Here is a 25,548-nt window from a genome sequence, read left to right on the forward strand (position 1 = left end):
GGCCACCATGAACCAATCCCCGCGCCGCGCCGGTGGACTGCCGATGGACGGGGATGCCGGCGCTGGATTCCGCTGCGGGATGATGCTGCCTTCGCACCAGGATGACGCGGGCGGTCGCTCCACGCGGGGCATGCTCCGTCGTGGCAACGCGGCGAAGCTGCAGCGGCACCGGGTGCGCCTCACGCCGACTGCGCGACGCCCGGTCAGCCGGTCGCCTGGCGCGGCGGGCCGATGGCACGGGCTGCCGCCTGGCATTTCCTGGCTTGGTCGCTCGGCGCCGCCGAGGTCTGGGCCATCCTCGCGGTGCTCGGCGTGCCGGTCGGCCCGGCCGAGGCCTATGCGATCGAGAGCCTGGGCATGGCGGCACGCAGCCTCGGTTTCGTGCTGCCCGCCGGCCTCGGCGCGCAGGAAGCCGGGCTGGCCGCGGTGGCCGTGGCCCTTGGCGTGCCCCTGGAGGAAGCGGTGGCGATGTCGATGCTGAAGCGCCTGCGGGAAGTGCTGATGAACCTGCCCGGCGTGATCGCCTGGCGGAGCATTGCCAACTTGGCCGTCTCTGGTCGGGGTGACCGGACTCGGCCAAGCTGGAATGGATGGCATCCCGTGTCGCCAACGGGATGGAACGCGCCGATACGGCAAGACCATGTGCGGACACCATACCGGTGGCTTTTGAGACGCAGCACATCCTTGGCCAGGTCGCCCGCCCCGGCTTCCCGTTGCACCCCTCCGCCGCCGGCCGCAGTTGGCTCGTCGACGGCCACGAAGGCCCGAACGGCCCGCGCCGTCCGTGACGTTCTCGCCCTGACGGGCCTGGTGCTCGGATGCACCGCCTGCAGCCTCGTCGGCGATCCGGCAGCCCACCCTCGGCGCGGCTTGGCACCGCCTCCACCCGGCCTCTCCGGGCCGCCACCGCCCGCTTCCTACGTGCCCGGGCCCAGGGCTGTCTCTGCGTCGGCGCACGGAACTCGGTGAGTCCCCACCCGCAATGCTCCCGGCCCCGTCGTCCCGGAGTCGGCCATGGGGTTTGTCCTCCTCTCTGCGAGCGATGGCTTTCCCTTCGAGCAGAGGCGTCCATCGGAGGCGGGTCCATTACTCCCGCCAGAGGGCATCCGGCGCTGCTGCCAACCGTCGATGGGGGTCTCTGCACGAGACCTCCGTGGACCGCCGCGATGGAGATGTTTGGCTCGGATGCTCGTGGACGACTAGGGCGAGTGCCGGCTTGTGGCCGCTGGTGCCCAAGATGAACAAGGCGTGCGATGGCCTTTTTGGACGCCGGGCCTCCCGCGCCATGCGCTCGGGGAGTGCCGTGCTGCTCTTCCTCGGTGCCGCGTGCGCCACGCCCCAGGTGCCGGCACTGCCCGACACCGAACCCATGGCTCCACTCGCGCGCGCTGCACTTTCGGAGTGGGAGGCATGGGGCGGGATCGCTGTCTCCGGTTGGCCAGAGGAGAGGCCGGCCGACACGGCGGCGACGCCGGAGCGCTTCGCCCGCCTGGTGGGATACTGGACTGCTGTCCCCGGAGGCGCCGGCGTGGCGCGCCTGCTCTCGGGCCAGCGATCCGCCATTGCCGCCGTCCTGACCGATCAAGGTGGTGCCGTGGAGACGAAGGGCGATGGGCGTGCCACGACCATATCGGTCGCGGCATCCTGGTCGGAGGACATCGGCCTCTATGCTTACCCTGCGTGGTCGGCCGCGTTCATCTCGGCGGTGGTGCGGCGTGCAGGTATCCCGGAGAGCGACCTGCCATCCTCCGCCAGGCACGCACACTACATCGACGCTGTGCTCGCACGCGCAATCGCGGACCCGCAGGGCGCGCGCTTCCACCCCTACGCCCCGGAGGACCGGGCACCAAGGTCCGGCGACCTCCTGTGCGCCGACCGTTCGCCGGTGCCTCTGACGCACTGGTCGATGCGCCTCGCAGAAGCCGGGCGGCCCCGCCCGATGCATTGTGATGTGGTGGTGCGCAACGGCCCAGGCGTGGTGGAGGTGGTGGGCGGAAACGTGCAGGACATGGTGGTGCTGCGACGCCTACCCGGCGATGCGGTGGGTCGGGTGCTGCCCGCACCACCCGGGCAGCCGCCCTTCGTGTTGGTCCTCGTGGCACAGGAACAAGGCTGAGTGCTCTCCGGCCCAACCTACAGGTGGCGCGCTCCAGCCCCTCCTCATCGTGCCGAGGACACCGGTCATTGGCACGACAGCCGCCCTGAATAGCGCCCGCTGTCCGTTGCCGCAGTTGCGCCGCTCCCGTTCCCCGACTGAAACCAGCGCCGCTGATGGCTATATAGGGCGTCTTGGCGCGAGGACATCGGTCATGAGCGCATCGACGCCGTCCTGGCGTTGCTCTGGCTCGGGTTGCATGCCAGCCAGCGTGATAGCATGGCGCCATGGGCAGCGAAGCTGTCCCCCTGCCCTCACCGTTCACCGCGCCGGAGAGCGGCCTGATCCGGCGCATGTTCACGGAGGCGGGACTGGTGGCGCACTGAAGCAGGCCCCGCAGGACACAAGACCGGCGGCGAGCCATCGGGACGCCGCCGGCGCGGGCCATCCGAATCAGGACAGCAGCCCGATCCGGTCCAGCAGGCCAAGGAGGTAGGCGGCGCCCACCGCACCTGCGATGCAGAGCAGCAGGCCGAAGCCGAGGATGGTGCGGTTGGAGGCGAAGCGCGACAGGACACGCATTCCGGTTCAGCCCTGCCCCAGCCTGAAGAAGGTCTCCCGCATGAAGAGCGTGTAGTCCGACTCGAACACCATGATTCCCACGAAGACCAGCACCGCCACCGGCGGGATCAGGATCGCATAGATCAATGCCAGCCGCTCCCAGGCCATATGCATGAAGAACGCGACGATCAGGCCCGCCTTCAGCGCCATCAGCAGCAGGATCAGGAACCACCGGAGATACCCCTGAAGGTGGAAGTAATCGACGGAGTAGGAAAAGGCGCTGAGGACGAACAGCCATCCCCAGACCACAAGGTAGAGCTTGACCGGGTGTTGTTGCCCCTCAGCGGATGCCGCCGCATGTGCCATGATCTCCTCCTACCAGAGATAGAAGAGCGCGAAGATGAACACCCAGACCAGATCGACAAAGTGCCAGTAGAGGCCGGTGATCTCGACGATCTCGTAGCGTCCCTTGCGGCTGGTGAAGAAGCCCTGCTTCTCCTGGTCGAAATCCCCGCGCCAGACCTTGCGCGCGATGACGAGCAGGAAGATCACGCCGATCGTCACATGGGTGCCATGGAAGCCCGTTATCATGAAGAAGGCCGCGCCGAATTGCGCCGCGCCCCAGGGGTTTTCCCAGGGCCTGACGCCTTCATGGATCAGCTTGGTCCACTCGAAGGCCTGCATGCCCACGAAGGTTGCGCCGAATGCCGCGGTCATCAGCATCAGGGCTGCGGTCTTCACGCGGTCGCGGCGGTAGCCGAAGTTCACGGCCATCGCCATCGTCCCGCTGCTGCTGATCAGGACGAAGGTCATGATGGCGATCAGGATGAGCGGGACCGAGGTGCCGCCGATCGTCAGGGCGAAGACCTCGCTGGGATTGGGCCAGGGCACGGTCGTGGACATCCGCACCGTCATGTAGGAGATCAGGAAGCAACTGAAGATGAAGGTGTCGCTCAGGAGGAAGATCCACATCATGGCCTTCCCCCAGGAGACGTTCTTGAAGGCCCTCTGGTCCGAAGACCAGTCGGCGGCGACGCCCCGCCAGCCCGCCGGCCTGGCCAGGGCTTCTCCCGTATCCGTTGGCGTGGCGTCCATCATCTCGCCTCGGGCTCCCTCAGGTGAGCAACAGCATTCCGAACAGACCCAGCCAGACCAGAAGCAGGAAGTGCCAGTACATGGCACAGAGCTCGACGCTCAGGCGCAGCTGGTCCGTCGCCACGCCTGGCCATGCCTTGGCAATGGCTCTGGCCAGGGCCACCAGGCCGCCCAGCAGGTGCAGTCCGTGCACCGCGGTGATCAGGTAGAAGAAGGCGTCGGCCGGATTGGATGCTGGGACGTAACCCGAGGCGGCCATCTGCCGCCAGGCCAGGATCTGTCCGGCCAGGAAGACAACGGCGGATCCGCCCCCCGCGAGCAGGTTGGCCATCACGCCGTCCATCCGACCCCGGCGCGCGGCGAGCAGAGCCCGGTGCAACGCAATGCTGCTCACGACCAGGACGCCGGTATTGAGCCAGAGCAGCTTCGGTTCGGGCAGCGGCCTCCAGTCCTGCGCCATGTGCATGCGCATCGCATAGGCGCTGACGAAGAGCGCGAGAAGCGACCCCGCGACGGCGAGGAACACACCGAGGCCGATCTTCGCCGCCGGCAGCGCCGATGCGCCACCACCGGGGAAATCGCCGATCGCACCTTCCTCCAGCCAGGGCTTGGCGGTCAGGCGCTGCTTCGATAGCCACCATCCGGCGATGGTCGCCAGCACCGCCAGGAACAGGAGAATGACGCTCAAGGCGCCGCCTCCCAGGTGGCCCGCCTGGCTGGGGGCTGGTTCTGGGGCACGAAATCCCGCTCTGCGCCGGGCACGCTGTAGTCATAGGCCCAGCGATAGACCACCGGCAGTTCCTTGCCCCAATTGCCGTGCCCCGGCGGCGTCTCGGGCGTCTGCCATTCCAGCGTCGTGGCGTTCCAGGGATTGCCGCCGGCCTGCCTGCCCCTCGACAGGCTCCATATCAGGTTGAACAGGAACACCATCTGCGCGAAGCCGACGGCCAGCGCCGCCACGCTGATGAAGGCATTCAGCGTCGCGGCGGAGTCCGGGACGAAGCTGGTCTCGCCGATCTCGGGATAGCGGCGCGGCATGCCCAGCAGGCCGAGATAGTGCATGGGGAAGAAGACCGCATAGGCGCCGAGGAAGGTGACCCAGAAGTGGAACCGGCCCAGCGCCTCGTTCAGCATCCGGCCGGTGATCTTGGGATACCAATGGTAGATGCCGCCGAAGATCACCATGATGGGCGCCACGCCCATGACCATGTGGAAATGGGCGACGACGAACATCGTGTCGGAAAGCGGCACATCGACCACCACGTTGCCGAGGAACAGGCCCGTCAGCCCGCCGTTCAGGAAAGTGACGATGAAGGCGAGGGCGAAGAGCATCGGGACAGTAAGATGGATGTCGCCATGCCACAGGGTCAGCAGCCAGTTGTAGACCTTGATCGCGGTCGGGATGGCGATGATGAGCGTGGTGGTGGCGAAGAAGAAACCGAAATAGGGGTTCATGCCGCTGACATACATGTGGTGCGCCCAGACCACGAAGCTGAGGGCGCCGATCGCCACGATCGCCCATACCATCATGCGGTAGCCGAAGATGTTCCGCCGCGCATGGGTGCTGATCAGGTCGGAGACAATGCCGAAGGCCGGCAGGGCGACGATGTAGACCTCGGGATGGCCGAAGAACCAGAACAGGTGCTGGAACAGGATCGGGCTGCCGCCGCTGTGCTGCAGGTGCTGCCCCATCTCGACCAGCGAGGGCATGAAGAAGCTGGTGCCCAGGAGCCTGTCGAGCAGCATCATCACGGCGCCGACGAAGAGCGCGGGAAAGGCCAGCAGCGCCATGACGGTAGCCGTGAAGATGCCCCAGACCGTCAGCGGCATGCGCATCAGCGTCATCCCACGCGTGCGCGCCTGCAGCACCGTCACCACGTAGTTCAGCCCCCCCCATGGTGAAGCCGATGATGAACAGCATCAGGGAGACGAGCATCAGGACGATGCCCCAGTCCTGCCCGGGGGTGCCGGAGAGAATGGCCTGCGGCGGGTAGAGGGTCCATCCGGCGCCGGTGGGTCCGCCCGGGGCGAAGAAGCTCGACACCAGCACCAGCACCGCAAGCAGGTAGATCCAGTAGCTCAGCATGTTCACATAGGGGAAGACCATGTCCCGCGCGCCGAGCATCAGTGGGATCAGGTAGTTGCCGAAGCCTCCCAGGAACAGCGCGGTGAGCAGGTAGACCACCATGATCATGCCGTGCATGGTGATGAACTGGTAGTAGCTGCTGGCATTGATGAACTCGAAGGTGCCGGGGAAGCCGAGCTGCAGCCGCATCAGCCACGACAGCACCAGGGCGACCAGCCCTATCGCGATCGCCGTGACCGCGTACTGGACGCCGATGACCTTGGCATCCTGGCTGAAGACGTATTTCGTGACCCAACTATGCGGGTGGTAGAGTTCGACCTCGGCGACCTCGGCAGGCGGGATGACCTCGGTCGCGCCATGTGCGACTTCGCCCAATGGAATGCCTCCTCGATTTCCCCCGATGGTGCCCGGCGGGTCCGGGCCCCATCATGCAGATCCTCTCTCGCCGGAATCGCCCCGTGCCTGCGGGAGACCGGTGCGATGCGCCTTCTCCGCTTCATCGGGCCGGCACCGCGAGTTGCGCGAAGGTCCGCCGCCCCTGCAACCAGGCCTGGTAGTCGTTCTCGCCCTCGACCACGACCCGGCTGCGCATGGCCGGGTGCCCGACGCCGCATAATTCGGCGCAGAGGACATCGAATGTCCCGGTCCTGGTGGGGGTGATCCAGAAATAGGTGACCGAACCTGGCACCATGTCCATCTTGGCCCGGAACTCGGGCACGTAGAAATCGTGCAAGACGTCGATCGAACGGAGCAGGACCTTGATCGGCCGCCCGATCGGCAGGTGCAGGTCGTCCCCCTCGATCACGACATCGTCCTGCCCGGCAGGGTCGTCCGGGTTCAGGCCCAGGGGATTGTCGGGGCTGATGTAGCGCGTGTCGGTCGTGCCCAGCCGGCCGTCCTTCCCCGGAAGGCGGTAGCCCCATTGCCACTGCCGACCGACGATCTCGATCTCGGTCGCCTCCGCCGGGACCGTGACGAACCGGCTCCACACGAAGAGCCCAGGGGCCAGCATGGCTGCGACGCCAATTGCGGTGGCGATGGTGAGCCACCATTCCAGCTTCTTGTTCTCAGGCTCATAGGCCGCCTTGCGGCCCGGCCGGTGGCGGAAGCGGAAGACGCAATAGGCCAGGAAGAAGACGACAGCGACGAAGACCGCCCCGGTGATCCAGAAGGTGATGATGATCGTGTCGTCGATGTAGCTCCAGTTCGAGGCGATCGGCGTCCACCACCACGGGCTCAGGAAGTGGAACACCACCGAGCCGACCGCTATCAGGACCAGTATGACCGCTACTGCCATTTGTCGTTCGTCCTCGCCCCTGAAGGCTGCGGATCTGAACTGGAAAAGGCCCTATCCGCGCTCGCGCGCGTTCTGCATGCCAGCGCCGAAGCCGGGTCTGGCCAATCCGTCTGCAAGGCGATCCGGGACCACTCCCGCGGCATGCCACGAACAGGCCGGGCCAAGGCTTCCGCCGTTCAGGCGCGGGAGCCTTGGGTCCGCGGCGACGGCTGACTTCGCATCCGCCATGGTCGTACCCTCTGCTCGCTTGCACGAGCGGTTGTTCCATCGAGGGTGATTTCAGCACAGCCCGAGACCGCTGGTCACATCAACGGCCGTCTGTAACTGCGCATGATGACCGAGGATCAGCCCGGTTGTCAAACAGGAACCGTTCACGACTGAACCGCCCCGGCTCCGCCGGAGGCCGGTGAGCTTGAGTCAGGCCGCCATGGCGGCTGGCTCGAACTGGGCATAGTAGCGCGCCTCGGCCTCGGCGGGTGGGATGTTGCCGATCGGCTCGAGGAGGCGGCGGGTGTTGTAGCAGTCCACCCACTCCAGGGTGGCGTACTCGACCGCTTCCAGAGAGCGCCACGGGCCGCGGTGTCGGATCACCTCGGTCTTGAGCAGGCCGATGACGGCCTCCGCGAGCCGGCCTCGAGGAGCCGTTCCGTGTATCGAGTGGACACGTATTGGGTGGATTCAAGTGGTCGTCGCAACACTCTGGTTGGGACGGTCAGTGATGGCAGGTCGGCGGCGTTCGGAACGAGCACTGCGAGCGGTGTTGGGGCGGTCACCTGGGCGGCCAGGCGTGGCTCAGCGCGAGAACCGGCGGCAGTTCTGGGCGGCGATTGCGACGGGCCTGTCGAGCGAGGACGCGGCGATTGGTGCAGGCGTGTCGCCGCCAGTAGGCTTCCGCTGGTTCCGGGAGGCGGGCGGCATGCCACCAAAGATACTTGCACCATCGGCGAAGCCACCTTCGGAGCGGTACCTGTTGTTCACGGAGCGCGAGGAGATTGCGCTGTTGCGGGCGCAGGGCTGTGGGGTGCGGGAGACGGCCCGGCGGCTGGGGCGGGACGCCTCGACGATCTCGCGTGAACTGCGACGGAACGCAGCCACGCGTAGCGGCGGTCTGGAGTACCGGGCCACGACGGCGCAGTGGCATGCCGAGCGGGCGGCGCGTCGGCCAAAGCCGGCGAAGCTGGCTGTGCGCGCGACGTTGCGGAAGTATGTTCAGGACCGGCTCGCGGGTGCGGTTGCCGGTCCGGGCGGGGCTTCGGTTGGCGGGCCCGTCGTGCCCTGGAGGGGCCGTCGGCACGGGCGCCGGCAGCACCGCCGGTGGGCGAGGGCGTGGAGCCCCGAGCAAATTGCCCGACGGCTGCGGCTCGACTTCCCTGGTGACGAGACAATGCGCATCAGCCATGAGGCCATCTACCAGGCGCTGTACGTACAGGGGCGCGGCGCGCTGCGGCGTGAGCTGACCGCCTGCCTGCGGACCGGGCGGGCGCTCCGGGTGCCGCGGGCGCGCAGCCGCGGACGGGGCAAGTCGCATGTCACGCCCGAGGTCATGATCAGCGAACGGCCGGCGGAGGTGGCCGACCGGGCGGTGCCAGGCCACTGGGAGGGGGACCTGATCCTCGGCTTGGGCAGTTCGGCGATCGGCACGCTGGTCGAGCGGACGACACGGTTCACCCTGTTGCTCCACCTGCCGCGCATGGCGGGACACGGGGGGGGGGTGATCGGGTGAAAAACGGGCCTGCCCTGGCGGGCCATGGTGCCGTGGCGGTATGCGGCGCCATCACGCGCTCGATCAGGACGCTGCCCCAGCAGCTGCGACAATCCTTGACCTGGGATCAAGGTGCGGAGCTGAGCCAGCACGCGCAGCTGCGAATCGATACCGGTGTGCAGGTCTACTTCTGTGACCCACACAGCCCTTGGCAGCGCGGGACGAACGAGAACACCAATGGGCTGCTGCGGCAGTATTTCCCGAAGGGCACGGACCTGAGCGACCACAGCGCGGCAGCCCTTACCGCGGTGGCCACAACGCTCAACAGCCGGCCGCGCAAGACACTCGGATGGAGAACGCCGGCCGAAGCCTTTGACGAGTTGCTGAGATCGGCGCACACAGGTGTTGCGACGACCACTTGAACTCGAGTTGCCCGCCCCTGTCGCTCTGATGGGTAAGGCCGCCTCCTGCACCTCAGGCGAAAAGCGGTTCGATGTTCTCTTCGTCATCGCCCCTTCCTCTCAAGGGTTGGGGCCTCCACCAAACCCAGGGCGGTTCACCCAGGATACCCTGCCCAGAAAGCTCTCCGAGAGATTGTCGGTGGCACCAGCGGGCATCTGGGCGGCGAGGTGCTGCGGGTGCAGGCCGGGCTGCCGCTGACCCATGTGCCCTATAGTGGCAGCGGCCCGGCCTGGGCCGATCTGCCCGGCGGCCGGGTGGACATGGTGCTCGACAACATCCAGGCGGCGCTGCCGCACCAGCAGGCGGGGCGGGTGCGCATCCTGGCCGTCTCCGGCCAGGATCGGCTGGCGCTGCTGCCCGATACCCCCACCCTGTGGGAGCGGCTGCCGGGCTACCTGGTCCATTCCTGGAACGGCATCGCCGGACTGGCGGGGCTGCCGCCGGAGATCGCCGCCCGGCTCAGCGGCCTGATCGCCACTGCGATGCGGGGCGCGACCCTGCGCGCCCGCTATGCGGAGCTCGGCATGGAGATCCCGGCCCCCTCCCCCGCCCATTTCGCCGGCTTCATCGGGGAGCAATTGGCCTTCTGGCAGCGCGTCATCGCCGGTACGAATATCCGGCTGGAATGACGCCGGCCAAGGTCTAGACTGTGCGGCAACAATCAAAGGGGGCAAACGCGTGCAGCTTTCCGACCGGGTGACCGGTGCCTTCCTGGTGGTGCTCGGGGGCGCGGCGGCCCTGTCCGGCTCCCGACTGCCGGCGGTGCCGGGCCAGGATGTCGGGCCGGCCGCCTTCCCCATGCTGATCGGCGGCGGCCTCGTGCTGTGCGGCGTGCTGATCGCATTCGGCATCGGCCACAACTTCGAGGTGACGGAGGAGGCTGAGGAGGACACGGCGCCTTCCGGCGGCTGGTTCCGGCGGCTCGCCGGCCTGCGCGCCCTGGTGCCGCCGGCGCTGCTGCTCTTCTATGTCTTCGCGGTGGACCTGCTGGGCTTCCTGCCGACCGCGGCGCTGATCGTCTTCACCGCGGCTATGGCCCTTGGCGCCCGGCCGCGCCTGGCGGTGCCGATCGCCATCCTGGCGCCGGCCCTGGTGCATCTGGTCTTCTACAAGCTGCTGCGGGTGCCCCTGCCCGCGGGCCTCCTGCCGGCGCCGTGGTGACATGAACGACATGCTCGAAGCCTTCCGCCTGGTCGCGGCGGCGGATGTGGTGCTCGCGATCCTGGCCTCCGCGATCTATGGGCTGGTGGTGGGCTCGCTGCCCGGCCTTTCCGCCACCATGGCGACGGCGCTGCTGGTGCCCGTGACCTTCTACCTCTCGCCGATCGCGGCGGTGGCGACGATCATCACGGCCTCGGCCATGGCGATCTTCTCGGGCGACATCCCGGGCTGCCTGCTGCGCATCCCCGGCACGCCGGCCTCCGCGGCCTATACCGACGAAGCCTATGCGATGACGCGCAGGGGCCAGGCGGAGGTGGCGCTCGGCGCCGGCCTCTGGTTCAGCGCCATCGGCGGCATCGTCGGCACGCTGTCGCTGGTGCTGATGGCACCGCTGCTGGCGGAGATGGCGCTGTCCTTCTCCACCTATGAGTATTTCTGGCTCGCCTTCCTCGGGCTGATGTGCGCGACCCTGGTGGCGCGGTCCTCACCCGTCAAGGCGATCGCCTCCATGCTGCTTGGCCTGCTGATCGCCTGTATCGGCATGGAGAATCCGGCGGGCACGCCGCGCTTCACCTTCGGCGTGACGAACCTGCTTGGCGGGATCGAGCCGATCCCGGCCCTGGTCGGCGTCTTCGCGGTCTCCGAGGTGATGCGCGCGATGGTGACGCCGGAACCGCCGAAGCTGCCGCGCCGCAAATTCGGCAGCATCCTGGCCGGGCAATGGGCGCTGACGAAGAAATACCAATGGCCGATGTGGAGGGGCAACATCATCGGCATCATCATCGGCGTGCTGCCGGGTGCCGGGGCCGACATGGCGGCCTGGGTCAGCTATGCCATGTCGAAGAAATTCTCGAAGGAGCCGGAGAAAGTCGGCACCGGCCACCCGGAGGGGCTGGTGGAGGCCGGCGCCTCCAACAATGCCTCGCTGGCCAGCGGCTGGGTGCCGGCGCTGCTCTTCGGCATTCCCGGCGACACCATCACGGCGATCGCCATCGGCGTGCTCTACATGAAGGGGCTGAATCCCGGGCCGACGCTGTTCACCGAACGCGCCAGCAGCATGTATGCGCTCTACCTCATCTTCATCATCGCCAACATCATCATGATCCCGCTGGGCATCGTCATGATCCGCCTCGCCTCGCTGGTGCTGCGGGCGCCGCGCTCGGCGGTGATGCCGGCTATCATCCTGCTCTGCGCGGTGGGCTCCTATGCCACCGGGGCCAACCTCTTCTCGGTGGTGATGGTGGCCGCCTTCGGCGTGCTCGGCTTCGTCATGGAGCGCAACGGCTATCCGGTGGCGGCATTGGTGCTCGGCATCATCATGGGCTCGATGGTGGAGCAGAATTTCATCACCTCCCTCATCAAGTCGGATGGCGATGTGCTGCCCTTCATCGAAAGGCCGGTCTCCGCGGTGCTGGCGGCGCTGACCTTCGGCGCGCTGCTCTGGCCGGTGGGGGCCTGGCTGCTGGGCCGGGTCCAGGCCGGGCGCTTGCGGGCGGCCGCCGCGCCGCGCTAGCTATTGTCGCAATGAACATGGCTGGCCCGGTTGAAGGGCATGGCCGCAAGGAGGTTCGCCAATGAAGAGCATTCCCCGCCGCGCTTTGCTGGGTGGCGCCGCCCTGGCCCTGGCGCCGCTGGCCCGCCCGGCCTTGATCGGGCCCGCCCTGGCGCAGCCGCGCTGGCCCGCCCGGCCGGTGCAGATGCTCTGCCCCTGGGCGGCCGGCGGCGGCACCGATGCAGTGCTGCGCATCATCGCCATCCTGCTGGAGAAGGATCTCGGCCAGCCCTTCAACGTGGTGAACCGCACCGGCGGCTCCGGCGTGGTCGGCCATGCCGCCATCGCCAATGCGCAGCCGGATGGCTACACGCTCGGCATCATCACTGCCGAGATCTGCATGCTGCACTGGCAGGGGCTGACCGAGGTCACCTACCGGAATTACACGCCGCTCGGCCTGATGAACAACGACCCGCCGGGCATCCAGGTGAACAACAGCGCGCCCTACCGGGACGTGAAGGCGCTGGCGGATGCCATCAAGGCGAGCCGGCCCGGCCAGCTCAAGGCCTCCGGCACCGGCCAGGGCGGCATCTGGCACCTGGCGCTGGCCGGCTGGCTGGGCGCGATGGGGCTGAAGGCCGACCATGTGCGCTGGGTGCCCTCGAACGGCGCGGCGCCGGCGATGCAGGACCTCGCGGCGGGCGGGCTCGACTTCACCACCTGTTCGGTGCCGGAGGCGCGGGCCATGCTGGATGCCGGCCGCGCCCGCAGCCTGGCGGTGATGGCGCCGGAGCGGCTTTCCGCCTTCCCTGATATCCCGACGCTGAAGGAGGCGATGGGGGTCGATTACCAGACCGGTGCCTGGCGCGGCATCGCCGGCCCGTCCAACCTGCCGGCCGAGGTGAAGGCGGCGATGGACCCGGCGCTCGGCCGCGTCTTCAACAGCCAGGAATACAAGGACTTCCTGAATGCCCGCGGCTTCGGCCTGGTCTATGCCGATGCCGCCGGCTTCGCCCGCCACCTGGAGGCAGCGGACAAGTCCCTCGGCGAGGCGATGAAGGCGGCGGGGCTGGCGAAGGTCTGACCGGCCTGCACGGGCCGGGCGCCGGGTCAGTGCGGTTCGCGGGTGGCGGAGAGGCCGCCCGCGGCGGGCCCGGGGCCAAGGGACCGCCCCTCCCTGAGAAGGCCGGTCAGGAGTTCGATCTGTTGCTCCTGCCTGGCCAGCAGCGCGGCGATCTGCTCACTGCGGAGTTGATCGAGCTTCTCATGCAGGGCCATGATCTCGATCTCCGCCTTGAGGTTGATTTCATAGTCATGCGCTGCGTCGAGCCGGTCCTTCGCCGCGTGGCGGTTCTGGCTCATCATGATGATCGGCGCCTGGACCGCCGCCAGCATCGACAGCAGCAGGTTCAGGAAGATGAAGGGATAGGCATCGAAGGGTCGGTCCAGCAGCACCGTGTTGAGGCCGGTCCAGAGCGCCAGCGCCACGGCGAAGGCGATGATGAAGCCCCATGAGCCGCCGAATTCGGCGACCTTGTCGGCAAGCCGCTGGCCGAGCGTCAGCTTGCCGGCGAAAGCCTTGTTGATGTCCCGGCTGACCAGGTTCCGCTCCGCCGCCGCGGAGAGCACCAGCCGCTCGCTGGCGCTCAGGGTCTCGGCGCTGCGGCCAAACCAGCGTTCGGCGGGATCGGCGATGATGGTTTCGCTCATGGGTCGGGCTCCGTCGGGCCGGCAGCGGCCCGGATCGGGAAGATCGCAGGGCCGCCCAAACAGGCACCTTGCCCGAAGCCGGCCGAGGCTTCACCCTCCGCCCGAATGATGGCAGGGGGCTTGTGTGGCCGGTTTCAGGAGCACCGAGAAATATATCGCGTCGCGCGACCTGGAGGTAGCGGTCAATGCCGCCGTCTCGCTACAGCGCCCGCTGCTGGTGAAGGGGGAGCCCGGCACCGGCAAGACCGTGCTGGCGCATGAGATCGCCCAGGCGCTTGGGCATCCGCTGATCGAGTGGCACATCAAATCCACCACCAAGGCGCAGCAGGGCCTCTATGAATACGACGCCGTCTCCCGGTTGCGCGACGGGCAATTGGGCGACCCGCGGGTGCATGACATCGCGGATTACATCGTGCGCGGCAAGATGTGGGACGCTTTCGAGGCCGACCATCCCGTGGTGCTGCTGATCGACGAGATCGACAAGGCGGATATCGAGTTTCCGAACGACCTGCTGCTCGAACTCGACCGCATGCAGTTCTTCGTCTACGAAACGAGGCAGACCGTGGCGGCGCGGCACCGGCCCATCGTCATCATTACCTCGAACAACGAGAAGGAACTGCCGGACGCCTTCCTGCGCCGCTGCTTCTTCCACTACATCCGCTTCCCGGACCGCGAGACGATGGAGCGCATCGTCCAGGCTCACTACCCGGATATCCGCCAGGATCTGGCGCGGGAGGCGCTGAATGTCTTCTTCCAGATCCGCGGCGTGCAGGAGCTGAAGAAGAAGCCCGCCACCAGCGAATTGCTGGACTGGCTGAAGCTGCTGATGATCGAGGACCTGCCGCCCGAGGTGCTGCGCAGCCAGGACCCGAAGGTGGCGATCCCGCCGCTCTATGGCGCCCTGCTCAAGAACGAGCAGGATGTGCACCTGTTCGAGCGCCTGGCCTTCCTCTCGCGCCGGCAGCAGCGTTAGGGCCAAGCCCATGTTCGCCACCTTCATCATCGCGCTCAGGGAGGCCGGGCTGCCGGCCTCCATCACCGAATACCTCACCCTGATGCGGGCCATGCGCGAGGGCGTGGCCGATTACAGCGTGGAGGATTTCTACTACCTGAGCCGCGCCGCGCTGGTGAAGGACGAACGTCACCTCGACCGCTTCGACCGCGTCTTCGGCGAGGTCTTCCGCGGGCTGGAACCGCCCGAGGGCGACCTCAAGCGCGAGATTCCCGAGGACTGGCTCAGGAAGATGGTGGAGAAGCTCCTGACCGAGGAGGAGAAGGCGCAGATCAAGGCCGCCGGCGGCTTCGATGCGCTGATGGATTTGCTGAAGCAGCGCCTGGCCGAGCAGAAGGGCCGCCACCAGGGCGGCAGCAAATGGATCGGCACCGGCGGGACCTCCCCCTTCGGCGCGCATGGCTACAACCCCGAAGGCGTGCGGATCGGCCAGGAGGAATCCCGCCATCGCCGCGCCGTGAAGGTCTGGGACAAAAGGGAATTCCGCGACCTCGACGACAGCATCGAGATCGGCACCCGCAACATGAAGCTGGCGCTCCGCCGGCTGCGCCGCTTCGCCCGCCAGGGCGCGGCGACCGAGCTCGACCTGCCGGATACCATCCGCTCCACTGCGAACAATGCGGGGTCGCTGGATCTGAAACTGGTCCCGGAGCGGCACAATACGGTGAAGGTGCTGCTGCTGCTTGATATCGGCGGCTCCATGGATGACCATGTGCGGCTCTCGGAGGAGCTGTTCTCCGCCGCGCGCTCCGAGTTCAAGCATCTGGAGCACTACTACTTCCACAACTGCCCCTATGAGCGGCTGTGGCGCAACAACCGGCGCCGCAAGGAAAGCGAGGTCTCCACCTTCGAGGTGCTGCGGACCTATGGCCCCGACTACAAGCTGATCCTGGTCGGCGATGCCAGCATGAGCCCCTATGAGATCGTGCAGCATGGCGGCAGCGTGGAGCACTGGAACGAGGAGTCCGGCACCGTCTGGATGAACCGCCTGACCGGCCACTTCCGCCGCACCGCCTGGCTGAACCCGATGCCGGAAGCGACTTGGCCGCATTCCGTCTCGACCGACCTGATGCGGCAACTGGTGGAGGGCCGGATGTTCCCCCTCACCGTCGGCGGGATCGAGGCGATGACGCGGGAACTCAGCCGGTAGCACCCGGCCTTCACGCCGCGAAAACGCAGCCCTGGCCGGAACCAAGTTGCGCGGGGCGCGTAACATTGCCGCGGTCCCCATCGAGACGCGCGAGGAGCACCCCATGCGTCGATCCTTCCTGATCCTGGTCACCTCCCTTGCCCTGGCGGGCTGCGTCAGCTTCAGCAGCAGCAACCCGAATCCGCCGCCACCGTCGACCGTGGTCGTGCCGGCGCGCTGAGGCGCGGGGCGCTTACCGCTCCGCAGCGGCGCGGGCCTGCGCCATCACTTGGCTGGTGAGCAGGACGCCGGTCACTATCACCGGGATTCCGGCCTGCCGCAGCGCTTCGGCGGACCAAGTATTGCAGGTATAGGCGAAGGAATAGCGGCGGGTGGAGGCGTAGAACAGGCTGCCGGGATAGGGCCCCGGCGCCACGCTGCGGGGCGCCTCATCCGGGCCCGTCTCCAGCCCCTCCCGGAGGAAGCGCGAAACCTGGTCGAGCCCGGCCTGCGACAGGGGCAGCACCACCACATTCGCCGCGCCAAACGCCTCGGCGGGCGAGACCCGGAGGCCGGTGACCAGGATCGCCCCCGGCCCCGGCAGCAAGGCCCGGAGCATGTCCAGTGGTGAGACGGTCGGCCGCGGCCAATAGCCACGGTCGCCGAAGCCGATGACCAGATGGCTGGCGCCGGGAAAGCGGCGCGCCAGGGCTGCCAGCGGAGGCTCCAGCGCCGTGACCGGCAGGGCGATGTCGGCATGCCAGTCGCGGGCGATGACTTCGATGGTGGCAACTGGCGGGCCAAGCCGGGACGCATGGTGCAGCGCCGGACTGCTGGCGCATCCAGCCAAGGCCAGGCCAGCCAGGAGCAGCCAGACGGCGGGGCCGGCCGAGGGACTGCCCGCCGCCATCACAACGGCCGTGGCCGCACCCGGCAGCGGGTTGCATGGGCCGTCCGGAGCAGCAGGCCGCCGAAAGCGGCGAGCCATGCCGCGAGCGCAACCCAGACGAAAACCCGCGGAATCGGCATGAGGAAATCATAGCCGGTCACGCGTGCGTAGGCGGCAGTCGCCGTGGTGTACATCCCGAGCGGGAAGACCATGGACCAGTATTGCGGGTCGTAGCTCAGCGGAACCCGCTCCACCGCGTGGCGCCAGACGGTGATGGCGACGAGGAGGGGGACCCACCAGGTCGCCGCGGCCCAGAACCCTGCCGTCAGCGCGGCGAGGAAGGGCATGAAGCCGAGCACGCCCGGATGGCTCTCCGCGTAGAGCATGAGGTTGGCGCCCGCCAGCGTGGTGATCGCCACCGCGCCCATGTTGATCCAGTAGGGCGGCGTCAGCATCTCCGCGGTCATGTTGAAGAACAGCCACCGGTACATGATGAGGGAAATGAAGACCGCGTAGAACATTCCCCCGAGGAGAAAGAGGCACAGGCAACCGAAGGTGGCGATCTCCGGCCGCGGCAGCAGATCGGCGACGGTCGTGCCCAGGACGCAGAGCGATTCGGTCGAGACGGTGACCAGCAGCCAGGCGCCGCCAAGGCCCCGCTCAATGGGAGGCTTGGGGTCGGCGAGCGTCATCGCCAGGAAGAAGCCGTAGAGCAGGATCACCCAGAGCAGGACCGCGAAGAGCCATAGCCACAGGGCGACTTCCAGATGCGGGGTCAGCAGGGCCACCTGGGTGCCCAGTACGCCGGTCGCCGCGACCTTGGTCAGGAAGGTCGGACCCACCGCATGGCTGGCCATGTCGCGGAGCAGGGCGGCAGGAAAGCACAGCAGGCGCGCAAGCGTGACGATCCAGAGGACCGGGTAGGTGACCAGATTCAACGCGAACAGCACGCCCGGAACCCCTGGCACCTGGAGGCGATGCGCCGCGACCGAGACGATGCCGGTTGCCATGACGAAGGCGAAATAGCCGGGCGGGAAATCAGCGAGCCATGCGAGCCGCGCCGCCCCGGCATCCTGCGGGCCTTCCCGCAGGATGGCAGGCTGCTTGGTCGAAATCCTCCGCAAGGCCAGGGGTTTCTTGACCATCCGCACCTCAGTAGCCACCTCGCCATCCTGCCTGGAATATCTGCCGCAGGACATCGCGGAACCGGGCCTTCGGCGCCGCGGCGCGCTCGGGAAAGGGTCGCTCCACGATGTCGCAGCAGCCTGACCGATCCGGCGGCTTTCGGAGGCAGGCTGGCAAAAATACGCCCTTCTGCGCTACTTGGCTGCCTGATTCCCAAGATTGCGGGCATCCTCCCGGGGCTGCGCAGCAGGGCGCTTCCGGCCGGATCGCCTGGCCGTCCCGGTGGTGGTGCCGCGGCCTGCATGCGGCTCCTCCCGGTCCCGCCCCATCCGCTTCAGCCGTTCCAGCAGAAGCGTGAGCACAGCGGCTTCCTCCGGCGGCAATCCGGCAAGGTCGCTGCGCTGCTCCGCCGCGGCCACGATATCGAGTGTGAGCATGCCTTCGAGATAGCAGTCCACCACATGCGGATGCACATAGCACTTGCGGCATATCGTTGGCGTGTTGCCGAGGCGCGCCGCCACGCATTCGATGGCGGACCTGATGTTGCGCTTGGCCGCAGCATGGCTGTCGAAGGGCTCGAACCCGCGCAAGGCCAGCGCAGCGAGCACCGTGCCCGCCCAGGTGCGGAAATCCTTGGCGGTGACATCCTGCCCGGAGATCGCACGGAGATACGCATTCACATCGGCGGAACTGATGCCATGCACCTCCCCCGCCGCGTCCACATACTGGAACAGCTCCTGCCCCGGCAGATCCTGGCATGCCTTGACGATCCGGGCGACGCGCCGGTCGGTCACCCGCAGCCGCCAGGTCTTGCCGCTCTTGCCCTTGAATGCGAAGCGCAACTCCGCCCCCTCTACCCCGACATGCCGCGCAAGCAGCGTGGTCAGGCCGTAGCTCTGGTTCTGTTCGGCGTAGTCGTCGTTGCCGACGCGGATCAGGGTCGCTTCCAGCAGATGCACGACCGTCGCCAATACCCGCTCGCGGGGCAGCCCCGGCAGCGCCATGTCGGCCGCCACCCTTGAACGGATCGCGGGCAATCCTTGCGCGAAATCCAGCATGTGGTCGTATTTCGCCGCGTCCCGCACCTCGCGCCAGCGCGGATGGTAGCGGTACTGCTTGCGGCCCTTCTGATCGCGCCCGGTGGCCTGGATGTGGCCTTCGGGGTCCGGGCAGATCCAGACCTGCGTCCAGGCCGGGGGGAATGGCGAGCGACCGGATGCGGGCGAGCGCCCCGCTGTCGCGAAGCGGTCCACCCTGCGGCAGGCGGTAACTGAAGCCCCTCCCCTTCCGCTGCCGGGAGATGCCGGGCACCTCGTCAGAAACATAGCGAAGACCGGCTTCCCGCGCGGCTTCGAGCGCCTCCGTCGGGCTCGTGGTGGAATCAGCGTTGTCCAGCAGCATGGGGCAGGCCTTCCCGCAGCCACACGAGAACCCTGCGCTGCCTTCGCGGTTTCAGGGCGCCGCACGGGCCGCGGCTGCCGACGCCCGATTACCGCCGCGTCACGCGAAAGGGCGTCGTGCCGTCGCGCTCCGACTGCCTATTCCACCCGCGCGCCGCTTGCCCGGATCAGCGGCGCAAGCCGGGCCTCCTCATGGGCGCGGAAGGCGGTGATCTCCTCCGGCGTCGTCCACCAGGGCGTGGCGCCGAGTTCCTGGTAGCTGCGGACCAGGTCCGGGCTCTCCAGTGCCCGCTTCGCAAGGCTCGACATCCGCTCCACCACCGGTCGCGGCAAGCCGGCGGGGCCGCAGACGGCGCCCCAGGAGGTCATCTCGAAGCCCGGCAGGAATTCCGCCATGGTCGGCAGTTCCGGCGCCGCCGGGCTACGCTGCGGGCCGGTGACGGCCAGCGCCCGTATCCGGCCCTCGCGCGCCGTCGGCAGGAGCCCCGGGATATTGTCCATGATCATGTGCACCCGTCCCGCCAGCAGGTCGAGCAGCGCCGGGGCGCCGCCGCGATAGGGCACGTGCAGGATGTCCGTCCCGACCATCTGCTTCAGCATCTCGCCCGAGAGATGCGGGGTGGTGCCGATGCCGGAGGAACCATAGGCGTATTTGCCGGGATTGGCCTTCAGCAGCGCGATCAGTTCCGGCACCGTGCGCACCGGCAGGTCATTGTTGACCACCAGCAGGTTCGGCAATTGCCAGAGGCCGGAGACGAAGGTGAAGTCCCGCGCCGCATTGAAGGGCAGGCTGGCATAGAGCGTCGGCGCGATGGCATGCGGGGCGATGCTGCCGAGGCCGATCGTATAGCCGTCCGGCCGGGACTTCGCGATGGCGTCCACCCCGACATTGCCGCCGGAGCCGCTGCGGTTCTCCACCACGAATTGCTGGCCAGCGAGCTCGCTCATCTTCGCGCACCAGTAGCGCGAGAGCGTGTCGGTGGCACCGCCCGGGGGGAAGATATTGATGTAGCGCACCGGCTGGCTGGGCCAATCCGCACCCTGCTGCGCACGGCCGGATGCCGGCATGCCGATGACCGGCGCGGCGAGGGCGCCGGCGATCGCGCCGAGGGCGGTGCGGCGCGACAGGCGCGCGGATGCAGGCACGGAGTCGGCATGCCCCTGTGGTGTTCTCATTCCTTGTCTCTCCCTCGGCCCGCCTGCTGCCGGCTGCGCCTTGTGGTGCCCAGACTACCTTTCCTGCCGCATCCTTGCACGCCCTTGCGATCCGCGCCGGCTGGCGGCACGGCCCCGTCCCAGCGGCAAGCCGTATGAAACGATTTGGCCAATCCGCGTTGAAGCGGCAGGATGTACGGCAACCATGCCACGGTAGAGCAATGACCCCCATACGGCAGCCTGGCAGCCCGGCCGCCGATCCGGCCACCGGAAGCCATCTCCCTTCCGATCCACAGGACGCAGCATGAGTTTCCTGTCGCTCTACCGGCATGGCTTCGCCCGGATCGCCGCCTGCACCATGAATTGCACCCTGGCGGACCCTGCCGCCAATGCCGCCGCCATCCTCGACATGGCCAGGCAATGCGACCAGCAGGGCGTCGCCCTGGCCGTCTTTCCCGAACTCACATTGTCCGGCTATGCGATCGACGACCTCCTGCTGCAGGACGCGCTGCTGGAGGGTGTGGAGGCAGCCGTCGCGCGGATCGTCGATGCCTCCGCCGCGCTGCGGCCGCTGCTGCTGATCGGGGCGCCGCTGCGCCATGCCGGGCGGGTCTACAACACCGCCATCGCCGTGCATCGCGGCCGGCTGCTGGGGGTGGTGCCCAAGATCCACCTGCCGAACTACCGGGGAATTCTATGAACACCGCCATTTCGCCTCCGGCGAGGGCATGGTGGGCGAAAGGATCGGCCTGGGAGCCCTGGAGGCGCCCTTCGGTCCCGATCTGCTCTTCGCCGCGGAAGACGTCCCCGGGCTCATCATCCACGCCGAGATCTGCGAGGATCTCTGGGTTCCCATCCCGCCCAGCGCCGAGGCGGCGCTTGCCGGCGCCACCGTCCTGGCGAATCTCTCGGCCAGCAACATCACCATCGGCAAGGCCGATACGCGGCGGCTGCTCTGCCAGTCGCAATCGGCACGCTGCCTCGCGGCCTATGTCTATGCGGCCGCGGGGCCGGGTGAATCCACGACGGACCTGGCCTGGGACGGGCAGGTCTCGATCTTCGAGAATGGCGTGGTCCTGAAGGAGAGCGAGCGCTTTCCCGCCGGCAACCAGGTGGTGGTGGCGGATATCGACCTGGATCTCCTGCGCCAGGAGCGCGCAAGGCAGGGCACATTTGACGACAACCGGCGGCGGCATGCGGCAGCGGCGGGCTTCCGGCGCCTGCCCTTCCGGCTCGACCCGCCCATGGCGGATCTCGGCTTCGAGCGAAGCGTCGAGCGCTTCCCCTTCGTGCCCACGGATCCGGAGCGGCTCTCGCAGGATTGCTACGAGGCCTACAACATCCAGGTCTCGGGCCTGATGCAGCGCCTGCGCGCCGCCAAGGTCAAACGCATCATCATCGGCGTCTCGGGCGGCCTCGATTCCACCCAGGCGCTGATCGTGGCGGCGAAGGCCATGGACCTGCTGGAGCGGCCGCGGACCGGGATCATCGCCTATACCCTGCCGGGTTTCGGCACCAGCGAGGGCACCAAGGGCAACGCGCACCGCCTCATGCGATCCTTCGGCGTCACCGCGCACGAGTTGGATATACGGCCGGCGGCGAGGCAGATGCTGGCCGATCTCGGCCACCCCTTCGCTCGTGGCGAGCCGGTCCATGACGTCACCTTCGAGAATGTGCAGGCGGGCCTCCGCACCGACTACCTGTTCCGCGCCGCCAATTACCAGGACGGCATCGTGCTCGGCACCGGCGACCTGTCGGAACTGGCCCTGGGCTGGTGCACCTATGGCGTCGGCGACCAGATGTCCCACTACAACGTCAATGCCGGCGTGCCGAAGACGCTGATCCAGCACCTCATCCGCTGGGCGATCGGCTCCGGCCAATTCGACAGCGCCGCATCGGCAACGCTGGAAGCGATCCTTGGCACGGAGATTTCGCCCGAGTTGATTCCGGCGCAGGAAGGCCAGGAGATCCAGAGTACCGAGGCCAAGGTGGGCCCTTATGAACTCCAGGATTTCCACCTCTTCTACACGCTGCGGCATGGCTTCCGCCCCTCGAAGATCGCCTTCCTGGCGCTCCGGGCCTGGGGCGAGGCCGAGCGCGGCCGCTGGCCACCCGGCTTCCCCGCCGGGCAGCGCCGCGCCTATGCGCTGCCCGAGATCCGGCGCTGGCTGGAGGTCTTCCTGCGCCGTTTCTTCGGCTTCAGCCAGTTCAAGCGCTCGGCCATGCCGAATGGTCCCAAGGTGGTGGCCGGTGGATCGCTTTCTCCGCGCGGCGATTGGCGGGCCCCTTCGGACGGGAATGCGAATGCCTGGCTCGAAGAACTGGCGCGGAACGTGCCAGGGAGCCTCGGATAGGACCGGCGGAGGCGCGGAGGATGGGTCAGCAGGGGTTCCAATATGGTCCATTGACGGAAAGCTGTGCGCATCTCTGCGTGGACATGCAGAACCTCTTCGCCGGCGAGACCGAGTGGCACACCCCATGGATGGAACGCGTGCTGCCAGTTGTCGAGCGCATCGCCAGCGCCTGGCCGGAGCGGACGATCTTCACCCGCTTCATCCCAGCGGAGCGTCCCGGCGATGGTGAGGGCACTTGGCGTCGTTACTATGAGCGCTGGAGCGAGATGACGCTGGAGGCGCTACCCCCCGGCAGCATCGACCTACTGCCGCCCCTGGCCCGGCTCGTGCCGCCGGCCCAGGTGATCGACAAGCGGGTCTATTCGCCCTGGATGGAACCGGCGCTCGATCAGCTATTGCGGGCGCGGGGCATCGACTCCCTGATCGTCACGGGCGCGGAAACCGATGTCTGCGTCCTTGCGACGGTGCTGGGTGCGGTGGACCGGGGCTACCGTGTCGTCATTCCAACCGACGCGATTTGCAGTTCCTCCGACCACACGCATGACGCCATGCTGACGCTCTACCGGGAACGGTATGGTCAGCAGGTCGAGGCCGTGACGGCGGACCAGCTCCTGCATTCCTGGACCTAGCCTGGGAGCCACGGCATCAACCGGAACCGGAGTTCGGCCTGATCTCGCGCCTCACGCTGGACGGGAATGCGGCCTCTGCGCCATGCTACCCGGACTCCAACGGAGCAGCGGTCCTGCCATCGCCGCGCTCGTGGCGTTGGCGGCTTTGTTGTGCTGTGGATCCGAGCGATGGCACATGGGCGGCCCGCACTGGGCTCCCGTTCGCTGCGCTGGTTGTATTGGTCAGGCTGCGCATGGTCGCCGCGGCTTTCCGCGTGCGTCTGCGGACGCAGAGAGCCCGTCGGCCGCTGGGGCTGACGGGTTTGGCATTTGGGTTTGCTGAAGTTGGATGCGGGGACAGGATTTGAACCTGTGACCTTCAGGTTATGAGCCTGACGAGCTACCGGGCTGCTCCACCCCGCGTGGGTGGTGGTGGGGTGGCATCGAGGATCCGGCCTGGCGGCCCGGCGGCGACCGACTCTCCCGCACCTTGAGGTGCAGTACCATGGGCGCTGGGGTGTTTCACGGCCGAGTTCGGGATGGGATCGGGTGTATCATCCCCGCGATGGCCACCGGGCCACCAGGCCGGATCCTGGATGCGATGTGGTGCTGGGATTGGTTGGGGTGTGGTGTGCGGCGCGGCTTGGTGCTGCGTGCGGTGCCCGTCTTGCGACGGGCGCTGCGCTGGTGGGATGTGAGCTCTATCGGGCGATTAGGACCGCTCGGCTGCATGGGTTGCCCCACTTCCACCTGCGGCCTATCAACGTGATGGTCTGTCACGGCCCTCGAGGGAGACCTCGTTTCGAGGGGGGGTTTCCCGCTTAGATGCCTTCAGCGGTTATCCCGTCCGCACTTAGCTACCCAGCGATGCCACGGGCGTGACAACTGGTACACCAGAGGTGCGTCCATCCCGGTCCTCTCGTACTAGGGACGGATCCTCTCAAGTCTCCTGCACCCACGGCAGATAGGGACCGAACTGTCTCACGACGTTCTAAACCCAGCTCACGTACCGCTTTAATCGGCGAACAGCCGAACCCTTGGGACCTGCTCCAGCCCCGGGATGCGATGAGCCGACATCGAGGTGCCAAACCTCCCCGTCGATGTGGACTCTTGGGGGAGATCAGCCTGTTATCCCTAGAGTACCTTTTATCCGTTGAGCGATGGCCCTTCCACGCGGGACCACCGGATCACTAAGGCCGACTTTCGTCTCTGTTCGCGCTGTCGCGCTCACAGTCAGGCGGGCTTGTGCCTTTGCACTCGACAGCCGATGTCCGACCGGCTTGAGCCCACCATCGCGCGCCTCCGTTACCATTTGGGAGGCGACCGCCCCAGTCAAACTGCCCACCACGCAGGGTCCTGACCCGGGCTTACCGGGCTCAGTTAGACGCCAGAAAGGCACAGGGTGGTATTTCAAGGGTGGCTCCACCAGAGCTGGCGCCCCGGCTTCAAAGCCTCCCACCTATCCTACACAGTCCCTTCCTGGCGCCACTGCGAAGTTGCAGTAAAGGTTCATAGGGTCTTTCCGTCTGACCGCGGGTACCCCGCATCTTCACGGGGAATTCAATTTCGCTGAGTCGATGCTGGAGACAGCGGGGAGGTCGTTACGCCATTCGTGCAGGTCGGAACTTACCCGACAAGGAATTTCGCTACCTTAGGACCGTTATAGTTACGGCCGCCGTTTACCGGGGCTTCGGTTCGAGGCTTGCACCTCTCCCCTTGACCTTCCGGCACCGGGCAGGCGTCAGACCCTATACGTCATCTCGCGATTTCGCAGAGCCCTGTGTTTTTACTAAACAGTCGCCACCCCCTGGTTTGTGTCACCCCACCCTGGTTGCCCAAAATGGGGTCTCGCTTATCCCGAAGTTACGCGAGCAATTTGCCTAGTTCCTTCAGCATCGTTCTCTCAAGCGCCTTGGTATGCTCTACCAGTCCACCTGTGTCGGTTTCGGGTACGGTCCATAATGCCAGAGCTATTTCCCGGACCGATCCAACCGCCCCCCCAATCCAATAAGGAGAGACAGAACTTCACGGTCGTCACTTCTGGCGGGCCCAGGAATGTTCACCTGGTTTCCATCGGCTACGGCTCTCGCCCTCGCCTTAGGGGCCGGCTCACCCTGCGCGGATTAGCCTTGCGCAGGAACCCTTGGACTTTCGGCGGGAGGGTTTCTCACCCTCCTTGTCGCTACTCATGTCCGCATTCGCACTTCCGATACCT

20 protein-coding genes, 1 tRNA gene, 2 rRNA genes and 5 pseudogenes (1 of these 28 cut by a window edge) are annotated in these 25,548 nt (G+C 67.2%); 11 read left to right on the top strand and 17 right to left on the bottom strand.

Annotation, left to right across the window (positions count from 1 at the left end; all coding sequences use genetic code 11):
* Positions 1–231 precede the first annotated feature (231 nt).
* The gene (locus KSF81_RS18805) at positions 232–969 is read left to right on the top strand and encodes a lysylphosphatidylglycerol synthase domain-containing protein (protein WP_217380272.1); all 738 of its coding nucleotides are present in this window, start codon (positions 232–234) and stop codon (positions 967–969) included.
* A 334-nt stretch (positions 970–1,303) separates the two neighbouring features.
* A complete protein-coding gene (locus KSF81_RS18810) occupies positions 1,304–2,116 on the top strand; it encodes a DUF2272 domain-containing protein (protein ID WP_309139610.1) in 813 nt (270 codons plus the stop codon).
* Between the two features lie 432 nt (positions 2,117–2,548).
* Here KSF81_RS18810 and KSF81_RS30960 read toward each other — a convergent pair whose 3' ends face one another.
* The 8 genes and pseudogenes from KSF81_RS30960 to KSF81_RS18840 all read right to left on the bottom strand — a co-directional run.
* The gene (locus KSF81_RS30960; RefSeq protein WP_256444267.1) at positions 2,549–2,677 is read right to left on the bottom strand and encodes a hypothetical protein; all 129 of its coding nucleotides are present in this window, start codon (positions 2,675–2,677) and stop codon (positions 2,549–2,551) included.
* Between the two features lie 6 nt (positions 2,678–2,683).
* The gene (locus tag KSF81_RS18815) at positions 2,684–3,022 is read right to left on the bottom strand and encodes a cytochrome C oxidase subunit IV family protein (RefSeq protein ID WP_217380273.1); all 339 of its coding nucleotides are present in this window, start codon (positions 3,020–3,022) and stop codon (positions 2,684–2,686) included.
* A gap of 9 nt (positions 3,023–3,031) precedes the next feature.
* A complete protein-coding gene (locus KSF81_RS18820; RefSeq protein WP_217380274.1) occupies positions 3,032–3,754 on the bottom strand; it encodes a heme-copper oxidase subunit III family protein in 723 nt (240 codons plus the stop codon).
* Between the two features lie 16 nt (positions 3,755–3,770).
* Positions 3,771–4,439: a cytochrome c oxidase subunit 3 gene (locus tag KSF81_RS18825; protein WP_217380275.1), complete on the bottom strand. Its 669-nt coding sequence runs from the start codon at positions 4,437–4,439 to the stop codon at positions 3,771–3,773.
* Positions 4,436–5,587, bottom strand: coding sequence for a cbb3-type cytochrome c oxidase subunit I (locus tag KSF81_RS30010; RefSeq protein ID WP_254453614.1), 1,152 nt, complete (start codon positions 5,585–5,587; stop codon positions 4,436–4,438). Before KSF81_RS30010 ends, KSF81_RS18825 begins: the two co-directional genes overlap by 4 nt.
* 106 nt (positions 5,588–5,693) lie before the next feature.
* Positions 5,694–6,041, bottom strand: a pseudogene (locus KSF81_RS30015) (cbb3-type cytochrome c oxidase subunit I); the annotation flags it as partial.
* A 292-nt stretch (positions 6,042–6,333) separates the two neighbouring features.
* Complete coding sequence (locus tag KSF81_RS18835; RefSeq protein WP_217380276.1) at positions 6,334–7,134, bottom strand: cytochrome c oxidase subunit II; 801 nt, start codon at positions 7,132–7,134, stop codon at positions 6,334–6,336.
* Between the two features lie 417 nt (positions 7,135–7,551).
* A pseudogene (locus KSF81_RS18840) lies at positions 7,552–7,808 on the bottom strand (IS3 family transposase); the annotation flags it as partial.
* Positions 7,809–7,852: 44 nt separating this feature from the next.
* On the opposite strand from KSF81_RS18840, the pseudogene KSF81_RS18845 reads away from it, so the two are divergent.
* The 5 genes and pseudogenes from KSF81_RS18845 to KSF81_RS18865 all read left to right on the top strand — a co-directional run bounded on the left by KSF81_RS18845 (position 7,853) and on the right by KSF81_RS18865 (position 13,035).
* A pseudogene (locus tag KSF81_RS18845) lies at positions 7,853–9,258 on the top strand (IS30 family transposase).
* Between the two features lie 171 nt (positions 9,259–9,429).
* On the top strand, positions 9,430–9,927 hold the full coding sequence (locus KSF81_RS18850) for a tripartite tricarboxylate transporter substrate-binding protein (RefSeq protein WP_309139733.1): 498 nt from the start codon (positions 9,430–9,432) through the stop codon (positions 9,925–9,927).
* Between the two features lie 49 nt (positions 9,928–9,976).
* Positions 9,977–10,459 carry a tripartite tricarboxylate transporter TctB family protein gene (locus KSF81_RS18855; RefSeq protein WP_217380278.1) on the top strand — a complete coding sequence of 161 codons (483 nt, stop codon included), beginning with the start codon at positions 9,977–9,979 and terminating at the stop codon, positions 10,457–10,459.
* 1 nt (position 10,460) lies between these two features.
* Complete coding sequence (locus KSF81_RS18860) at positions 10,461–11,972, top strand: tripartite tricarboxylate transporter permease (RefSeq protein WP_217380279.1); 1,512 nt, start codon at positions 10,461–10,463, stop codon at positions 11,970–11,972.
* Positions 11,973–12,033: 61 nt separating this feature from the next.
* Positions 12,034–13,035: a tripartite tricarboxylate transporter substrate binding protein gene (locus KSF81_RS18865; RefSeq protein ID WP_217380280.1), complete on the top strand. Its 1,002-nt coding sequence runs from the start codon at positions 12,034–12,036 to the stop codon at positions 13,033–13,035.
* Positions 13,036–13,061: 26 nt separating this feature from the next.
* Here the strand turns inward: KSF81_RS18865 and KSF81_RS18870 are convergent, their stop codons facing one another.
* Positions 13,062–13,661, bottom strand: coding sequence for a DUF1003 domain-containing protein (locus KSF81_RS18870; protein WP_217380281.1), 600 nt, complete (start codon positions 13,659–13,661; stop codon positions 13,062–13,064).
* A 124-nt stretch (positions 13,662–13,785) separates the two neighbouring features.
* Between KSF81_RS18870 and KSF81_RS18875 the strand changes: the two genes are divergently transcribed.
* Both KSF81_RS18875 and KSF81_RS18880 read left to right on the top strand, forming a co-directional pair.
* Positions 13,786–14,634 carry a MoxR family ATPase gene (locus KSF81_RS18875; protein ID WP_217380282.1) on the top strand — a complete coding sequence of 283 codons (849 nt, stop codon included), beginning with the start codon at positions 13,786–13,788 and terminating at the stop codon, positions 14,632–14,634.
* Between the two features lie 10 nt (positions 14,635–14,644).
* Positions 14,645–15,823, top strand: a complete 1,179-nt coding sequence (locus KSF81_RS18880) for a VWA domain-containing protein (protein ID WP_217380283.1) — start codon at positions 14,645–14,647, stop codon at positions 15,821–15,823.
* A gap of 232 nt (positions 15,824–16,055) precedes the next feature.
* Here the strand turns inward: KSF81_RS18880 and KSF81_RS18885 are convergent, their stop codons facing one another.
* From KSF81_RS18885 to KSF81_RS18900, 5 genes and pseudogenes are all read right to left on the bottom strand, one after another.
* Positions 16,056–16,712, bottom strand: a complete 657-nt coding sequence (locus tag KSF81_RS18885) for a DUF2459 domain-containing protein (protein ID WP_217380284.1) — start codon at positions 16,710–16,712, stop codon at positions 16,056–16,058.
* Positions 16,712–17,836: a tellurite resistance/C4-dicarboxylate transporter family protein gene (locus tag KSF81_RS18890; RefSeq protein WP_217380285.1), complete on the bottom strand. Its 1,125-nt coding sequence runs from the start codon at positions 17,834–17,836 to the stop codon at positions 16,712–16,714. Before KSF81_RS18890 ends, KSF81_RS18885 begins: the two co-directional genes overlap by 1 nt.
* A 174-nt stretch (positions 17,837–18,010) precedes the next feature.
* Positions 18,011–19,069 carry a DNA topoisomerase IB gene (locus KSF81_RS18895; RefSeq protein ID WP_309139611.1) on the bottom strand — a complete coding sequence of 353 codons (1,059 nt, stop codon included), beginning with the start codon at positions 19,067–19,069 and terminating at the stop codon, positions 18,011–18,013.
* Positions 19,050–19,217, bottom strand: a pseudogene (locus KSF81_RS32315) (hypothetical protein); the annotation flags it as partial. The gene KSF81_RS18895 and the pseudogene KSF81_RS32315, both read right to left, overlap by 20 nt.
* A gap of 137 nt (positions 19,218–19,354) precedes the next feature.
* Positions 19,355–20,362, bottom strand: a complete 1,008-nt coding sequence (locus KSF81_RS18900) for a tripartite tricarboxylate transporter substrate binding protein (RefSeq protein WP_217380286.1) — start codon at positions 20,360–20,362, stop codon at positions 19,355–19,357.
* Between the two features lie 313 nt (positions 20,363–20,675).
* Here KSF81_RS18900 and KSF81_RS18905 point away from each other — a divergent pair.
* A pseudogene (locus KSF81_RS18905) lies at positions 20,676–22,725 on the top strand (NAD(+) synthase).
* Between the two features lie 20 nt (positions 22,726–22,745).
* A complete protein-coding gene (locus KSF81_RS18910) occupies positions 22,746–23,354 on the top strand; it encodes a cysteine hydrolase family protein (RefSeq protein WP_217380287.1) in 609 nt (202 codons plus the stop codon).
* Positions 23,355–23,679: 325 nt separating this feature from the next.
* Here KSF81_RS18910 and KSF81_RS18915 read toward each other — a convergent pair.
* The 3 genes from KSF81_RS18915 to KSF81_RS18925 all read right to left on the bottom strand — a co-directional run.
* A tRNA-Met gene (locus KSF81_RS18915) sits at positions 23,680–23,756 on the bottom strand.
* A gap of 39 nt (positions 23,757–23,795) precedes the next feature.
* Positions 23,796–23,910: ribosomal RNA gene (gene rrf / locus KSF81_RS18920) — 5S ribosomal RNA — on the bottom strand.
* Positions 23,911–24,024: 114 nt separating this feature from the next.
* A 23S ribosomal RNA gene (locus tag KSF81_RS18925) occupies positions 24,025–25,548 on the bottom strand; it runs 1,229 nt beyond the window's last position.

This window comes from Siccirubricoccus sp. G192, assembly GCF_019084075.1.
Classification (GTDB): domain Bacteria; phylum Pseudomonadota; class Alphaproteobacteria; order Acetobacterales; family Acetobacteraceae; genus G192.

What these genes read in the sequence shown, in the direction of transcription:
- KSF81_RS18805 (WP_217380272.1), top strand. Translation starts at nt 232, where the DNA reads ATGGCACGGGCTGCCGCCTGGCATTTCCTGGCTTGGTCGCTCGGCGCC.
- KSF81_RS30960 (WP_256444267.1), bottom strand. Translation starts at nt 2,677, where the DNA reads ATGCGTGTCCTGTCGCGCTTCGCCTCCAACCGCACCATCCTCGGCTTC.
- KSF81_RS18815 (WP_217380273.1), bottom strand. Translation starts at nt 3,022, where the DNA reads ATGGCACATGCGGCGGCATCCGCTGAGGGGCAACAACACCCGGTCAAG.
- KSF81_RS18820 (WP_217380274.1), bottom strand. Translation starts at nt 3,754, where the DNA reads ATGATGGACGCCACGCCAACGGATACGGGAGAAGCCCTGGCCAGGCCG.
- KSF81_RS30010 (WP_254453614.1), bottom strand. Translation starts at nt 5,587, where the DNA reads ATGCGCATGCCGCTGACGGTCTGGGGCATCTTCACGGCTACCGTCATG.
- KSF81_RS18835 (WP_217380276.1), bottom strand. Translation starts at nt 7,134, where the DNA reads ATGGCAGTAGCGGTCATACTGGTCCTGATAGCGGTCGGCTCGGTGGTG.
- KSF81_RS18860 (WP_217380279.1), top strand. Translation starts at nt 10,461, where the DNA reads ATGAACGACATGCTCGAAGCCTTCCGCCTGGTCGCGGCGGCGGATGTG.
- KSF81_RS18865 (WP_217380280.1), top strand. Translation starts at nt 12,034, where the DNA reads ATGAAGAGCATTCCCCGCCGCGCTTTGCTGGGTGGCGCCGCCCTGGCC.
- KSF81_RS18870 (WP_217380281.1), bottom strand. Translation starts at nt 13,661, where the DNA reads ATGAGCGAAACCATCATCGCCGATCCCGCCGAACGCTGGTTTGGCCGC.
- KSF81_RS18880 (WP_217380283.1), top strand. Translation starts at nt 14,645, where the DNA reads ATGTTCGCCACCTTCATCATCGCGCTCAGGGAGGCCGGGCTGCCGGCC.
- KSF81_RS18885 (WP_217380284.1), bottom strand. Translation starts at nt 16,712, where the DNA reads ATGGCGGCGGGCAGTCCCTCGGCCGGCCCCGCCGTCTGGCTGCTCCTG.
- KSF81_RS18890 (WP_217380285.1), bottom strand. Translation starts at nt 17,836, where the DNA reads ATGGTCAAGAAACCCCTGGCCTTGCGGAGGATTTCGACCAAGCAGCCT.
- KSF81_RS18910 (WP_217380287.1), top strand. Translation starts at nt 22,746, where the DNA reads ATGGGTCAGCAGGGGTTCCAATATGGTCCATTGACGGAAAGCTGTGCG.